General features: G+C 59.8%; 12 protein-coding genes and 2 pseudogenes. 8 read left to right on the forward strand and 6 right to left on the reverse strand.

The window, feature by feature from the left end; genetic code table 11:
- The 3 genes and pseudogenes from RBB18_RS16435 to RBB18_RS16445 form a co-directional block, all read left to right on the forward strand.
- Nucleotides 1–330: copper-binding protein (locus tag RBB18_RS16435; RefSeq protein WP_306111492.1), on the forward strand; the 330-nt coding region annotated here is incomplete at its 5' end.
- Between the two features lie 152 nt (nucleotides 331–482).
- Nucleotides 483–548 (forward strand): annotated as a pseudogene (locus RBB18_RS23205) (hypothetical protein); the annotation flags it as partial.
- A gap of 126 nt (nucleotides 549–674) precedes the next feature.
- A pseudogene (locus RBB18_RS16445) lies at nucleotides 675–1,039 on the forward strand (IS3 family transposase); the annotation flags it as partial.
- Nucleotides 1,040–1,080: 41 nt separating this feature from the next.
- On the opposite strand, the gene RBB18_RS16450 reads toward RBB18_RS16445, so the two are convergent.
- Nucleotides 1,081–1,773 (reverse strand): hypothetical protein, encoded by a 693-nt coding sequence (locus tag RBB18_RS16450; protein ID WP_057796561.1) that lies wholly within the window; start codon nucleotides 1,771–1,773, stop codon nucleotides 1,081–1,083.
- Between the two features lie 568 nt (nucleotides 1,774–2,341).
- On the opposite strand from RBB18_RS16450, the gene RBB18_RS16455 reads away from it, so the two are divergent.
- Both RBB18_RS16455 and RBB18_RS16460 read left to right on the forward strand, forming a co-directional pair.
- Nucleotides 2,342–2,875, forward strand: coding sequence for a L,D-transpeptidase (locus tag RBB18_RS16455; RefSeq protein WP_144435632.1), 534 nt, complete (start codon nucleotides 2,342–2,344; stop codon nucleotides 2,873–2,875).
- Nucleotides 2,876–3,341: 466 nt separating this feature from the next.
- Complete coding sequence (locus RBB18_RS16460; protein ID WP_306111491.1) at nucleotides 3,342–4,004, forward strand: L,D-transpeptidase; 663 nt, start codon at nucleotides 3,342–3,344, stop codon at nucleotides 4,002–4,004.
- Between the two features lie 47 nt (nucleotides 4,005–4,051).
- On the opposite strand, the gene RBB18_RS16465 is transcribed toward RBB18_RS16460, so the two are convergent.
- Complete coding sequence (locus tag RBB18_RS16465) at nucleotides 4,052–4,321, reverse strand: hypothetical protein (RefSeq protein ID WP_082631145.1); 270 nt, start codon at nucleotides 4,319–4,321, stop codon at nucleotides 4,052–4,054.
- Nucleotides 4,322–4,646: 325 nt separating this feature from the next.
- Between RBB18_RS16465 and RBB18_RS16470 the strand changes: the two genes are divergently transcribed.
- Nucleotides 4,647–6,833, forward strand: a complete 2,187-nt coding sequence (locus tag RBB18_RS16470; protein ID WP_306111490.1) for a cation-translocating P-type ATPase — start codon at nucleotides 4,647–4,649, stop codon at nucleotides 6,831–6,833.
- 66 nt (nucleotides 6,834–6,899) lie between these two features.
- Complete coding sequence (locus RBB18_RS16475) at nucleotides 6,900–7,409, forward strand: murein L,D-transpeptidase family protein (RefSeq protein ID WP_108895388.1); 510 nt, start codon at nucleotides 6,900–6,902, stop codon at nucleotides 7,407–7,409.
- A gap of 3 nt (nucleotides 7,410–7,412) precedes the next feature.
- On the opposite strand, the gene phnE is transcribed toward RBB18_RS16475, so the two are convergent.
- From phnE to RBB18_RS16495, 4 genes are read right to left on the reverse strand one after another with little or no spacing between them, the layout of a single operon-like run.
- Nucleotides 7,413–8,171 (reverse strand): phosphonate ABC transporter, permease protein PhnE, encoded by a 759-nt coding sequence (phnE, locus tag RBB18_RS16480; RefSeq protein ID WP_306111489.1) that lies wholly within the window; start codon nucleotides 8,169–8,171, stop codon nucleotides 7,413–7,415.
- Entirely contained in the window at nucleotides 8,171–8,953 is a 783-nt protein-coding gene (locus RBB18_RS16485) for a phosphonate ABC transporter ATP-binding protein (protein WP_103911573.1), read from the reverse strand. Before RBB18_RS16485 ends, phnE begins: the two co-directional genes overlap by 1 nt.
- Nucleotides 8,950–9,825 (reverse strand): phosphate/phosphite/phosphonate ABC transporter substrate-binding protein, encoded by an 876-nt coding sequence (locus RBB18_RS16490; protein ID WP_306111488.1) that lies wholly within the window; start codon nucleotides 9,823–9,825, stop codon nucleotides 8,950–8,952. The genes RBB18_RS16485 and RBB18_RS16490 overlap by 4 nt, the downstream gene beginning before the upstream one ends.
- On the reverse strand, nucleotides 9,825–11,702 hold the full coding sequence (locus RBB18_RS16495; protein ID WP_306111487.1) for a cytochrome c peroxidase: 1,878 nt from the start codon (nucleotides 11,700–11,702) through the stop codon (nucleotides 9,825–9,827). The genes RBB18_RS16490 and RBB18_RS16495 overlap by 1 nt, the downstream gene beginning before the upstream one ends.
- A gap of 96 nt (nucleotides 11,703–11,798) precedes the next feature.
- On the opposite strand from RBB18_RS16495, the gene mntR reads away from it, so the two are divergent.
- A complete protein-coding gene (gene mntR, locus RBB18_RS16500; RefSeq protein WP_057796575.1) occupies nucleotides 11,799–12,269 on the forward strand; it encodes a manganese-binding transcriptional regulator MntR in 471 nt (156 codons plus the stop codon).
- The last annotated feature ends 197 nt before the right edge of the window (nucleotides 12,270–12,466 follow it).

Here is a 12,466-nt window from a genome sequence, read left to right on the forward strand (position 1 = left end):
GTTGTCTGGACTTTCGCGAATTCTGGTACGTTCGAAGCAGCATGCCTGATCCCGGGCCACTACGAAGCCGGCATGCACCGTGAGGTAGCGGTCGGTGACCAGATAGCTCAGGCTGACGTGGAGTACACGAGCGGGACCATCAAGAAAATCGACGCGGAGGCCGGCAAAGTCACAATCATTCACGGCCCTCTCGTTAACCTTGATATGCCCGCGATGACCATGGTGTTCCGCGCTGACGAAGCAATGATGGCCAAGATGGCGGAGGGTCAGGAAATCGAGTTCGTTGCCGACCGGGTTGAGGGAAAGCTTACTGTCACGCAGATGAAGTGAAGATAGACAATGGGGCCGAGGCGAACACGCCCGGCCCCAACGATTTGAGGCAATAAAATCAAGCGCTACGGAGGTAGCCGAGCAATGTAGATATGCCGTTACTCGCGGGACATTTTCTTTAACCTCCGAGGTTTGGGAAGAAGGAGATGTTCATGACCAAGGACCAACGCAAGTTGAGGATACTTCGACATGCGGAGGAGATCGGTCACGTCGCGAGGACTTGCCGCTATTTCGGGATAGGTCGATCCAGCTTCTACCGTTGGCGTCAAGACGTCTTACGAAGCGCTCAGAGAGAAGCTATAATCAACAAACGGGATGTCCCACGAGTAACCGCACCTTACACCCTCCAACAGGCCGTTCTTCAGAGACAACCCGGATCAGGCCTGGTGCTTCACTCGGATCGCGGATCGCAATATCTGTCCATTCGCTATACCGAGTGACTCGCAGAGGCGGGGTAGAACCTTCCGTGGGAAGCGTTTGCGACAGTTATGACAATGCCCTGGCCGAGACGGCCAATGGCCTGTTCAATGCTGAGGTCATCCACCGACGCGGGCCATGGCGCAGTTTCGATGCAGTGGAATACGCGACCCTGTATTGGGTGAATTGGTTCAACAACCGTCGTCTTCTCGAACCCATCGTATACATTCCGCCAAGAGAGGTCGAAGCAAACTATTACGCGACCCTGGAAACATCAGACATGGCCGCGTAGCTAAGATCAATCAGCCTCCGGCAAACCCGGCGCGGCTCATATCACGCCTCCAAGAAAGTCGTGTGTTTACTGTTCTGCGGCAGGAGGAAGATCGAGGTTGCCAGGAGCGAGAAGACCAACTCGTAGACCTCCCATTTACGAGGAACGTCGATGACCGCAATCACCAGGCTTGCTGTAACGGCGAGCATTGCGTGACGTGTGCCGGGCACCGGGGCGGCAATGTGATTGGCGGCACGTTTGATCCAGCCGACGCGCAAGTAGAGCAGTGGCAGCACGGTAATGTAGACCAGCACGATTAACGTTAGGATCGGACCGAAGAGCGTCTTGGCGAGGTGGAAATCGCCCCAAGGCGTGGGCACAATCAGGTTGTGCAGGTTCGTTTCCTGCTGCTTATTCATCTCCTCGAAGGTCTCGCCGGTTTCCCAGCCGATTATACGTTGGCCCCAGGAAATCTCTTCGCCGGCGGCAAAGAAGAAGACAAGCGCATAGAACAGCGTGCAGGCGAAGGCGAGGCCCGCGCCGCGCGCCTTTAGCGACCGCGCGTTCATCACCAGGACGACGCTGGCCACGCAGAGAAAGAGAGCAGTGCTGTATTCCACCAAGCCGTCTTCACGCGCGTAGGTGAGCGAGAAATAGTCGGTGCTGTAGAAATAAATAACGACCGAAAGTAACAGCACGGCGGCGACAATGCCGAGCAGGATTTTGTCGATACGCAGGATTGTGGACAGAGTCATATAAGGCGTGCCTTTCTCAGCAGATTTGGCGCCGGAATATGCGAGGCGGGACCGCGCATCAAGCGCCAAGCTTTTTACTGAGTCGAACCTACGTTGGGCACAGGTGTGAAACCACATCTTGACGCTGGACTCACGATAGGTTGAAGCAATATCCAACCTTCGAAAAGTCATCGTTCACACGTAGTGGCCTTTCCAGTAGCTCTCGCTCGTGATTTGGATGCAAAATCAGGAGCAAGTTTACGAACACGTTTCTATCGAAGTACTTGAGCGTCTCGCCACTATCGCCCGTGACCGAATAGGCAAGATTGTATCACGCTGGAGAGCGGTGTTGAGGATTGCCACGCAGATATCCACTAAGTGCTCGGCATGCTTTGGGCAAATAACCCTTCCGAAAGTTCGGATCGTATCCTCGGAGCAACAGTCAAACAGCTCGCAGTTGTGAACACACGATCGTGTGTTCTACATATCGACGCAATGTGTTCGCAATTTCATGCAACGCAAACTAGTAGGGTACATCAAAATGAAAGGCTTTAGCAGGCGAGTGTTCGTATCTACCAGTGCAGCCAGCATGTTGGCTCCTACGATTGGTGCAGCAAGTCAACCCTCTTTTCCAGAGCGCTTTCTTCCTCAACTGGTAAACGCACGTCGGACGGATTGGCTGCCCGGAGATCTGCATTTAGTACCGGATGATTTTTTTTTGTATTTCATGCTCGAAGAAGGTATGGCGATCCGCTACGGAGTAGGAGTTGGACGCAAGGATTTGTACGAATCAGGCGTGTTCACAGTAGCGCGCAAAGCCAAATGGCCGTGGTGGCGGCCGACCAACGCCATGATCCAAAGAGAGCCGAATAAGTATGCACGATTTAGAAACGGTTTGAAGGGAGGACCGAATAATCCTCTCGGCGCGCGAGCGATCTATTTATACGATGATGACGGCCGAGACACCTATCTTCGAATCCATGGAACCAATGCACCAGAAACCATCGGGTCGGCCGTTTCAAACGGATGTGCCCGCCTCACCAATAAGCACGTAAAGGACCTGTACGATCGTGTTGCGATAGGTGCACGCGTTTATCTTTACCCCAAACTGAACGGCATTTGAAAAAGTCGTTTGCAACTTGAGGTCAGCGAAACGAAAGTACGCGGTGCATGTCTCACACCGTGAGGTTTTGATACCCACATGAATGATGCAATCGTATCCTGTTCGCATGCAGAATTTGGACCAATTTTTCACGTCGAAGCCTACTTTCGCAAGGATCAACCAATCGCTAGCCTATCTGACCCTGACTAGAGGCTGTGGCTCGGAAATATGTTGAAAAGAGCTTCGTCAGCCCCTTGAGAAGTAATTGGATCAGCTGGTTTTTCACGCGACGAGGCTGGGTTAGTGGGAACCGTGTTCGCAGAACTTTTTTCTTGAACCTTTAGGAGCTTTAGGAGTTACGACGCAAATGTACCGAACTAGACCTTGGGAAGGTTGCTGACGATGCCTTATTCCTTACCTGGGTAAGTAGAGGCACGATAAGGATATATTTTATCCTTTAGTAAAATCTTGCGAAGGAAACAGAAAAATGCTGACGAGACGCCACTTCATCCAAACAACGACTGCGCTATTCTCGGCCTCAATCGGTCAGCCGCTCTTTGCCGATACGTGGCCAACAGAATCACAAAAGGCGGCTTGGGACAAGCAAGTCACACCGTTCGGCTACGAGCCAGCCACGACTAACCCATGGGGTCTGCATCCAAGGTTTTTGCCGCAGCGCGTCGTCGCGAAGCGCAATCTCGTGCCGGGCGACATCCACGTGGACGCAGTGGCGCGATACCTCTATCACATCGAAAAAGGTGGAACTGCAATGCGCTACGGCGTGGCCATTGCAAAGGGCGACCTTTATGAGCCGGGAACTTATACGATTAAGCGGAAGGTGAAATGGCCTCATTGGACGCCAACCAAAAACATGATTGAACGCAATCCGGAGTACAAGCAATACGCAGATGGTATGGAACCTGGCCCGACCAACGCACTTGGGTCACGTGCGCTTTATCTTTTTGTCGGCAGTAGGGATAGCTATCTACGTATCCATGGCACACCGTATCCAAAAAGCATCGGCGGTCGCGCAAGTTCTGGCTGCGTCCGGATGGTCATGGCTCACATCAACGAACTTTATCCCAACGTCAAGATAGGTTCGACAGCGTTTCTTTACTCGGCCGAGGATAGTGTGACAGCGCAAAGTTGAAGGCGTGCACTGAACTCGACGCATCCGCGACCCTCTGGACAAGCAAATCAAGACTGGAGAGACGTGCAGATTGGTCCGCCGCCGGCCGCGCGAAGAGGTACCAAAGTGGTCTCTACTGGTCCACTGTGCTGATACCAGTAGCACCCATCTTCCGGAAGTCGACGAGCCGACGTGAGATCCTGACCGGGTGCAGCAAGGGCCGCTACAGACGCGGGAACATTGCCAACCTTGTTCTGAGCGCCATCATCTGTCGGCGGCACCGCGCAGCCGGCGAGTACCAGAATTGCTGCAATGATAGGCGCTTGTCGTTTTTGCATTTTTAACCCGCTCTTTCTGATTTCATCGCGCCTTAGTGGTGCGGTGAACGTTCGGACGCTGCAATTTTCTGCATGAAACGTCCTATTCTAACTCTTGATGCTCTAGTTGCTTTAGGAGCTATAGCAATGTGGAATCAATGAATCCCGAGGTCAATCCATGTCTTTTGATGGCAACCGCAACGATCACAGCCACCGGAGTGATCAAAAGCAACCTCACGCAACAGGCAAATCCTGTTGCGATGCGAACAGAGATGTTGCGTCGGCTGGGCTAGCGCCGTCCGGCGGAAGGAGCTTTCAGGTATCCGGGCTCGATTGCGCCGAAGAGGTGGCGATCCTGAACCGGGTTGTCGGGCCGAAAGTGGGCGGAACCGAACACCTGGCATTCGACGTTATCAACGGGCGAATGACCATCCTCGATAGCGCCAAGAGGATACCAGACGACGAGGTCACGCAGTTGGTCGCAACGACCGGCATGAGCGCGAAGCCTTGGGATGCCGACAACGCAGCAGAGGACCAGGCGGCGCATCTGGCACGTCAGAAGCGCTTTACCTCGTTGAGCGGCGGCTTCTGGGGGGCGGGATTCCTTTTTCACATGGTCGAGACCGGCATGGGTGGCGCGCTCGGGCTCTTTGCGGGCCATGGCGATGTGCCGATGCCCATGGCGGAAGCAGGGATCTTCGCCCTCGCGATTCTTTTCGGAGTTTGGCTTGTCGCGCCCAAGGCCTGGTCTTCGGCGCGGAGGCTTAGCCCCGACATGAACCTGCTCATGGTGCTGGCCGTCGCCGGCGCCATCAGCCTCGGAGAGTTTTTTGAGGCTGCGACGGTCGCCTTCTTTTTTTCGCTCTCTCTCTATCTTGAGAGCTGGAGCGTGGGGCGGGCGCGTAACGCGGTTTCCGCGCTCCTCGATCTGGCGCCGCCAACGGCGCGGGTCCTTTACGAAGACGGATCGGAATCCGACGTTCCGGCTGCGGCTGTGGCAGTCAATGCAAGGTTTATCGTGCGCGGCGGCGACCGTATCCCCCTCGACGGTGAGGTCGTGGACGGGGCAGGGGCCGTCGATCAGGCCCCAATTACTGGGGAAAGCGCGCTAGTACCCAAGGAACCCGGCGAAGAGGTCTATGCCGGCACGATCAACGGCGAGGGCACACTGACGGTGCGGGCGACGAAGGCCGCCTCGGATACGGTGCTCGCGAAAATCATTCGCATGGTGGGCGATGCCCATGCCCGCCGCGCGCCGGTCGAACAGTGGGTGGCCAAGTTCGCGCGCATCTACACACCCATCGTGATGGCTTTGGCGATCGCCATCGCGCTGGTGCCGCCACTGCTGCTCGGCGGCGCCTGGGACTACTGGTTCTACAATGCTCTGGTCCTTCTGGTCATCGCCTGTCCTTGCGCGCTGGTCATTTCTACGCCGGTCTCCATCGTGGCGGCGCTGACCGCGTCGGCACGGGCGGGGGTGCTCATCAAGGGCGGCGCCTATGTCGAGGCGCCGGGGCGGACCACGGCACTGGCGATGGACAAGACCGGGACGATCACCATGGGCGAGCCTGAGGTGGCGGCGGTTCACCCGCTGATCGGCGTTTCCGCCCGCGATCTCATGGCGCTGGCAGCAAGCCTGGAGGCGCGGTCTTCACACCCGCTGGCACGCGCCATCCTCTCGCGTGCCGAAGCCGATGGTGTTTCCGTGTCTGCCGCAGAGGACACCCGCACCGTGCCCGGGCGCGGCCTGGAAGGACGCGCCGACGGGCGCGTTATCTGGCTCGGCTCGGATCGGTTCGCCGAAGAGAAAGGGTTCGGCAATGCCATTCCGGCGGATCTGCGGGATCAGATCGGGGAGACAGGGAGCACCCTCGTTGCCGTGGGAGACGAGACCGGCGTGACCGGCGTACTGGAGCTTCGCGATCGCATCCGCCCAGATGCAAAGGGGATTGTTGCGCGCCTGCATGCGCAGGGTGTGAAGACCATCGTGATGTTGACGGGCGACAACGAACGCACCGCGCGCGCGGTGGCAGCCGAAGTCGGCATCGACGAGGTGCGCGCCGAACTTTTGCCGGAAGACAAGGTGACGGCCATTGAGGAACTCGTCGAAAGCCACGACATGGTGGCGATGATCGGCGACGGTGTGAATGACGCACCGGCCATGGCGCGGGCGCATTATGCCATCGCCATGGGCGCTGTCGGATCGGATGCCGCGATCGAGACGGCCGACATCGCGCTGATGACCGACGACATCGGCAAGGTACCCTGGCTTATCGGCCATTCGCGCCGTGCCATGACGATCATCCACCAGAATATCGGCATATCGCTGGCGACCAAGGCGCTGTTCGTCGGGCTGACCGCGTTCGGCATGGCCTCAATGTGGGGCGCCATTGCTGCGGATGTAGGCGTGTCTCTGCTGGTGGTCGCCAACGCACTTCGGCTCCTGAACGGCCATCAGGTTGAGGCCGGGCCTTCAGGCGGAGAACCGGTGGGCGAGCAGATGGCGAAGGGAGCACTGGCGCACGGTCATTGATCCGGCGGTTTCGGTAGAGTAACGTCTGACATCATCCAGACCTCGCAAAAGGGGCGTCGAGCAGTGATGAATACCAGAATTCCACGGCGGGTCTTGCTGTTGGGCGGATTGGCCGCCCTCCTGTCAGGCTGTGCCAGCAAGTTCCGGTCCTACAACGGACCCGAAGTGACCCGGCTGCGTATGTACAAGGCGCAGCGGCTGCTGGTTCTTGACGGCGCGGATGATGTCTTGCGGACCTATCCCATCGGATTGGGCTTCGCGCCCGAAGGCCACAAGCAGTTCGAAGGGGACGGCCGCACGCCGGAGGGCTCCTACGCGATTGACCGGCGCAACCCGGACAGCCTCTTCCACCTCTCCATCGGCATCTCATATCCCAATGAGGCCGACATCGCGTTCGCGGAGGCGCAAGGCCGATCTCCGGGAAAGGACATCTTCATTCATGGCGGCCCAAGACGCGGGATTGACCCTGTGAATGTACGCGACTGGACCGCGGGCTGTATCTCTGTCACCGACCGGCAGATCGAGGAAATCTACGCCATGGTCAGGGACGGAACCCCCATAGACATCTATGCCTGATCGTCAGGTGAAGCGACGGCGCAGCGCAACGTTGATAGCTTCGATGGCGATGACCATGACGACGACGGCAATCGTGACGCTGGCCGCCTTGTCATACTGGAAAGAGCGCACGTAGGTCTGGATGTAAAAGCCGATCCCGCCCGCGCCGACAATGCCGAGGATCAGCGACTCGCGCAGGTTCAACTCGAACCGGAAAATCGTGTCGCGGGCGACGACCGGCGCCATTTGCGGCCAGATCGCGTATCTGAGCCGCACGAGCGCTCCGGCGCCCGCGCTTTCCAGCGCGGCGATCGGCGCGCGGGACACGCCGTCGATCGCCTCGGCATAGAACTTGGCGAGCATCCCCGTTGCATGAAAGGCGACCGCGATGATGCCGGGCAGCGGCCCGAGCCCGACAGCGCCCACCATGAGCATGGCCACGAGGATCAGCGGAATCGCCCGGATGAAGGCAAGCAGCGTTCGGATCGACCGGAACACCGCAGGGGATACCATCGTCTCAGACGCGAGAATGCCGAGGGGAACGGACAGGACCACAGCTCCGAGGGTGCCGAGGATCGCGATCCTCAGCGTTTCCGCGCTGCCCTTCTTGATCTCGGCCATCACCGTCGGGTCAGGCGGAAACATGCGACCGAGGAAATCGGCAATGCGCGGGCCGGCCGACATGAGACGCGACAACTCGACATCGGTCGTGGCGAAGGACCACAGGATCGCGGCTGCGATCAGACCGCTCGTCGCAAAGCCGCCAAACCCGCGGAACGCCATCAGGACACCGCCCTGAGGCCGATACCGGGGATTGGCTCTACCTCCCGATAGAGCTCCGCCGTCGCATCATCGTTCAACTCGGAGGTCGGCACATCGAAGGCGATCCGCCCGGCCCGCATGCCGATGATGCGCTGCGCGAAACGCCGCGCCAGGTCGGGCTGGTGCGACGAAAACAGCGCCGTCGCGCCGCGCGCTTGCGCCGCCCCGGCCAGCAGCGCCAGGATCTCACCTGCACGCGCGGGGTCGAGGTTGCTTACCGGTTCATCGGCCAGAATAAGCCGTGGTTCCTGCGCCAGACACCGCGCGATGGCGACGCGCTGCCGCTGCCCGCCGCTGAGGCTGTCGACCCTGCGTTCGGCAAGATCGGAAATGCCGCAATCGGCAAGTACCGTGCGCGCAATCTCCAGATCGTGCTTGGTCGATGACCCCATCAGGGCGCGCAGGGGAGACATGCGCCCCAGGCGGCCATTGAGGACGTTACGCAGAACCGTGGAGCGTTCGACCAATGCAAACTCCTGAAACACGAAACCGGTATCCGAACGGCGCGCGCTCGGCGGCGGGAGGTCGGGATCGAGCGGCGCACCCAGAACCGATACCCGCCCGCTCCAGCCTTGGAGCCTGCCGTCGAGCAGTGCCAGCAGGGTCGTCTTGCCCGCCCCGGACGGGCCGAGCAAAGCGACGCTCTCGCCCGCCGAAACCCGAAACGAGACCCGCTCCAGCGCCGGGAGGTCCGCGCCCGTATGGGCAAAACTCAGGTCGTCTATTTCGATAGCTGTGCTCATCGCAACAGCCCGTATTGCTTCGCCATATCGCGTACGCCGTCATAGGCGGCCCCGTCGGCCCTGACATAGCCATCCGGTCCATAAAGAAAGCCCAGCTTGTTGCGGTGCTCCGGCTCGTTGAGCCGCAGCATTGCGTCGACAAAACGGTCCCGCAGAGCGGCATCGAGCCCCGGGCGAGCGATCACCAAATGGCTCGGGATCGGCGCGCTTTCCGCGATCCAGGCTACCTCCGCCTGTTGCTGCGGCGTCAGAAGCAGGTCGGCATACTGGCTGGCGCCCGCGGCATCGACCAGGCCTTCGGCCATTGCCTGCATGGCTTGTTGGTAGCCCCCCGCGAAAAAGACACGGCCGAAAAATTCCTCCGCTGCGCTAGGACCTTTAACCACCCCGGCCTCAACGAATTCGGCGAGCGGATAGAGATAGCCCGATTCCGAGATCGGATCCGCGAATGCGATGTCGCGCCCGCGCAGGTCTACGAGCGCGCCGATACCGCTGTCGCGCCGCACGAAAATGCGGCCTGTATAACTCGGCGCGTCGCGGTAGACTTCGGACAGGAGCGGCTCGGCACCGATTTCGGCCTCGGCCAGAACGAAGGGCAGGGCGCCCATGAAGGAGATATCCGCGTCGCCGTTTCGCAGCGCCTCGACCGCCGCTGCATGGTCGATGGTAACGAACCCTTCGACAGGGACGCCGATCTCACTGGCCAGCCAGCCGGTGATGGCCTCGATATCGCCAAGCAGCTTCTCCGGGTTCTCCTGCGGGATGAAGGCAAGCCGCAGTGCATCGTCCTGCGCGGCGAGAGGTGTCGCCAAAGACACCGCGCCCGCGCCGATCAAGGTCAGTATCGTTCTGCGGGTCAGATGGACTGGCATCAGAATGCCCTCTCTTCGATTGCGTCGGCTTCGGACTTGAACGCGGTCCAGCTTGCTTCAGCGGCCTCCCAGTCTTCCACGCGAACAGCGGCGCCGACCGCGGCCAGACGTTCGGCCAGCGCATAGACCTCGGGCCGGGCGGGGAGGTTCGACATGGTACTGGCGTCCGCCGAGAGGTCCGCGGCCACGGTGTCGGTCAGCAGCAGGATATGCTCCGCGTCCCGCCGCGGCAGTAGCGTATCGATTGTCGAGGCGAAGGTCGTCAGTTCGGCGAATGCCAGCCGGAAAGCGGTGTTCTCGGTGTCGAAGGCCTCATAGGGCTCGTCTGCCGCGCCAACGGTCTCGAGATAGGCGGTCAGATCGGCGCGGTCATCCTCGGTCAGCCCAAGCGATTTCGTCTCGTCGAACCAGTCCACGACGGCGGCCAGCGTCGGCAATGACCCGTCGTGGAAATAGGGGGCGGTATAGGCCGTGCCGAGCAGCGTGGGCGTGTCCAGCGCACCGGCGCGAGCCCCCTCGTAGCCCGGCGCGACGGAGCCGATGTCGTGGGCCTGCCGGTCGAGGAAGTTCGCGTCTGGCACGTGGCAACTGGCGCAGGACCGATCGCCGAGCCCGGCGAAGGGCCGGTTGAAGATCTCCTCGCCGCGCCGGGCGGCCGCTTGGGCCGTGTCGGTCAGGCGGCCATCAGTCGTCAGCATGGAATTCGGCAGGAAGTCGAACTCGAGCATGTAGGCGACGAGAGCGTCCAGCATGAAGGGCGTCGGTTCATCCCCGCCGAACTCGTTGACGATCACGTTGCGGGTGAAATCGCGCAGGGAGGCGAAACGGCCATCGCGGCCGTAGGGACCTGTAAAACGCAAGCCGCGCAGGCTCGGAATGTCGAGCGGGTCGTCGCGCCGGTCGTTGAAGATCGGGTTGAAAAAGGCGCCGTCGACGTCGATCGCGCCTGGCTGGTGGCTTGCGCCCGGAACGAAAAGCCGCTGGTTGATGTCCGAGCGGTTGTGACACGTCGAGCAGGTGATCCCGAGATCGCGCGCGGGGCTTCCGAAGATCTGCGCGCTGTCGAACAGCATGTCGCCGAAAGCGACGAGCGGCAGGTCGGTCTCGTCGATGTCCTGCTCCTCAAAATTGAGGACGAGCAGTGGCAACGGGTCCTGATCGAAGATGTCGGAGCCCGGTGGCAGGCTTGGCGGCACCTCGATGGCGCGACCGCTGAGCACGGCGGTTTCCGGCAGGGCGCTTAACGCCCGACGCGGAGCGAAGCTGTCCAAAAGATAGTTTTCCGCAAGATAGCTGGAGATCACTGTGCGCGCCGCTTCCATGGTCTCGCGATCCGCAGATGTTGAGCCTGCGCCAAGTACGCCAGAGAACCCGGTGCTGCTATTGAGCTCCAGCCAAGCCAGGCCGATCCGTCTCGCAGCCTCCGAATCGGCGGCCGCGACGCCGTCCTCGAACGCGCGGTAGAGTTCGCGTGCCGTTCGTACGGCCTGCTGTGCTGTCGCCGATTCTTCGGCCGCGAGAGACCGGTCCAGTTCCTCTTCGATCCTGAGCGCGATGAGCCGCGTCGCCTCGGCAAAAACCGCCTGCCGGTCTTCGCGCATCATGGCGTCCATGAGAGCGTCAGGCTCGATTTTGCTTTCGCGGTCCAGCCACGCCAGCGCTCCGACAGAGAATTCCGAACCCCGGTAGGGTTCCGTCCAGGCGGTCCTGATGTCGTCCCAGGGCAGAGGCGCGAGGTTTCCAAGAAAGAGCGTCAGCCGATAGGCCGCTGCGTCGGGAAGCCAGGGCGCCTCCTTGGCCGGCGTCGCCGCGACAGGTCCGGACAGGAGGAGCGCACTTGCGAGTGTGGCGAGCAGCACTCTCATAGTATTTAGCATCACCACGGTCTCCAAGGCAAAAGTTAGACATGGCTAAGTTTTCTACCCGAAGCAAACAAGTTGTCAATCCCGCTGTTTCGCCGCACAGTCCCAAGTATGACAAAGTTGCAATCACAAGAACGTGAAACGTTCGAAATTGTAGAAAGGGCTCCCGAATCACAGGCTGAGGGTTTCGCGACCGTGCGTCAGGCGCATGAGAGTGAAATGGCAGAAGATTACGTTGAACTGATTGCGGAACTGATCGAGTCGCGCGGTGAGGCAAGGCCGGTGGAAATTGCCGAACGGTTTGGAGTAAAGCCGCCGACCGTGACCAAGAACATATCGCGGCTCAAGGCTGCTGGCCTGGTGCGGCGGGAACCTTATCGCGCGATATTCCTCACCGATGCCGGGCAGGAGTTGGCCGAAGCCTGCCGTCGACGCCACAGGATCGTAGTCGCGTTTCTCCTGAGCCTCGGGATCGACGAGGAGACCGCGGAACGCGATGCGGAGGGTATTGAACACCACGTCAGCGAGACAACGCTGAAAGCATTCGAACAAGCGCTCGTGCCTTCCCAGAGTGATACTTAACGCCTCAATAGGTTCTGCGCGAAAATGAAACAACAACCTCAAAAATATTACACCAAAGATCGAGTTACGATCGCTGCAAGCGAAAACTTACGACCAACAACTCATATTACAGTGATCTGCAACTGGGACGGTGCGATAGCGACAGAGCTATGCGGAGGCTTGGCCGGCGGCTGATCATTGGCCGATCATCACCTCAG

The organism is Roseovarius sp. MMSF_3298, assembly GCF_030733705.1.
Classification (GTDB): Bacteria; Pseudomonadota; Alphaproteobacteria; order Rhodobacterales; family Rhodobacteraceae; genus Roseovarius; species Roseovarius confluentis.

Excerpts from the sequence above, each read along its gene's own strand:
- RBB18_RS16455 (WP_144435632.1), top strand. The coding sequence starts at position 2,342 with ATGTTGGCTCCTACGATTGGTGCAGCAAGTCAACCCTCTTTTCCAGAG.
- RBB18_RS16495 (WP_306111487.1), bottom strand. The coding sequence starts at position 11,702 with ATGCTAAATACTATGAGAGTGCTGCTCGCCACACTCGCAAGTGCGCTC.
- RBB18_RS16490 (WP_306111488.1), bottom strand. The coding sequence starts at position 9,825 with ATGCCAGTCCATCTGACCCGCAGAACGATACTGACCTTGATCGGCGCG.
- RBB18_RS16485 (WP_103911573.1), bottom strand. The coding sequence starts at position 8,953 with ATGAGCACAGCTATCGAAATAGACGACCTGAGTTTTGCCCATACGGGC.
- RBB18_RS16450 (WP_057796561.1), bottom strand. The coding sequence starts at position 1,773 with ATGACTCTGTCCACAATCCTGCGTATCGACAAAATCCTGCTCGGCATT.
- RBB18_RS16465 (WP_082631145.1), bottom strand. The coding sequence starts at position 4,321 with ATGCAAAAACGACAAGCGCCTATCATTGCAGCAATTCTGGTACTCGCC.
- RBB18_RS16475 (WP_108895388.1), top strand. The coding sequence starts at position 6,900 with ATGAATACCAGAATTCCACGGCGGGTCTTGCTGTTGGGCGGATTGGCC.
- phnE (WP_306111489.1), bottom strand. The coding sequence starts at position 8,171 with ATGGCGTTCCGCGGGTTTGGCGGCTTTGCGACGAGCGGTCTGATCGCA.
- mntR (WP_057796575.1), top strand. The coding sequence starts at position 11,799 with ATGACAAAGTTGCAATCACAAGAACGTGAAACGTTCGAAATTGTAGAA.
- RBB18_RS16460 (WP_306111491.1), top strand. The coding sequence starts at position 3,342 with ATGCTGACGAGACGCCACTTCATCCAAACAACGACTGCGCTATTCTCG.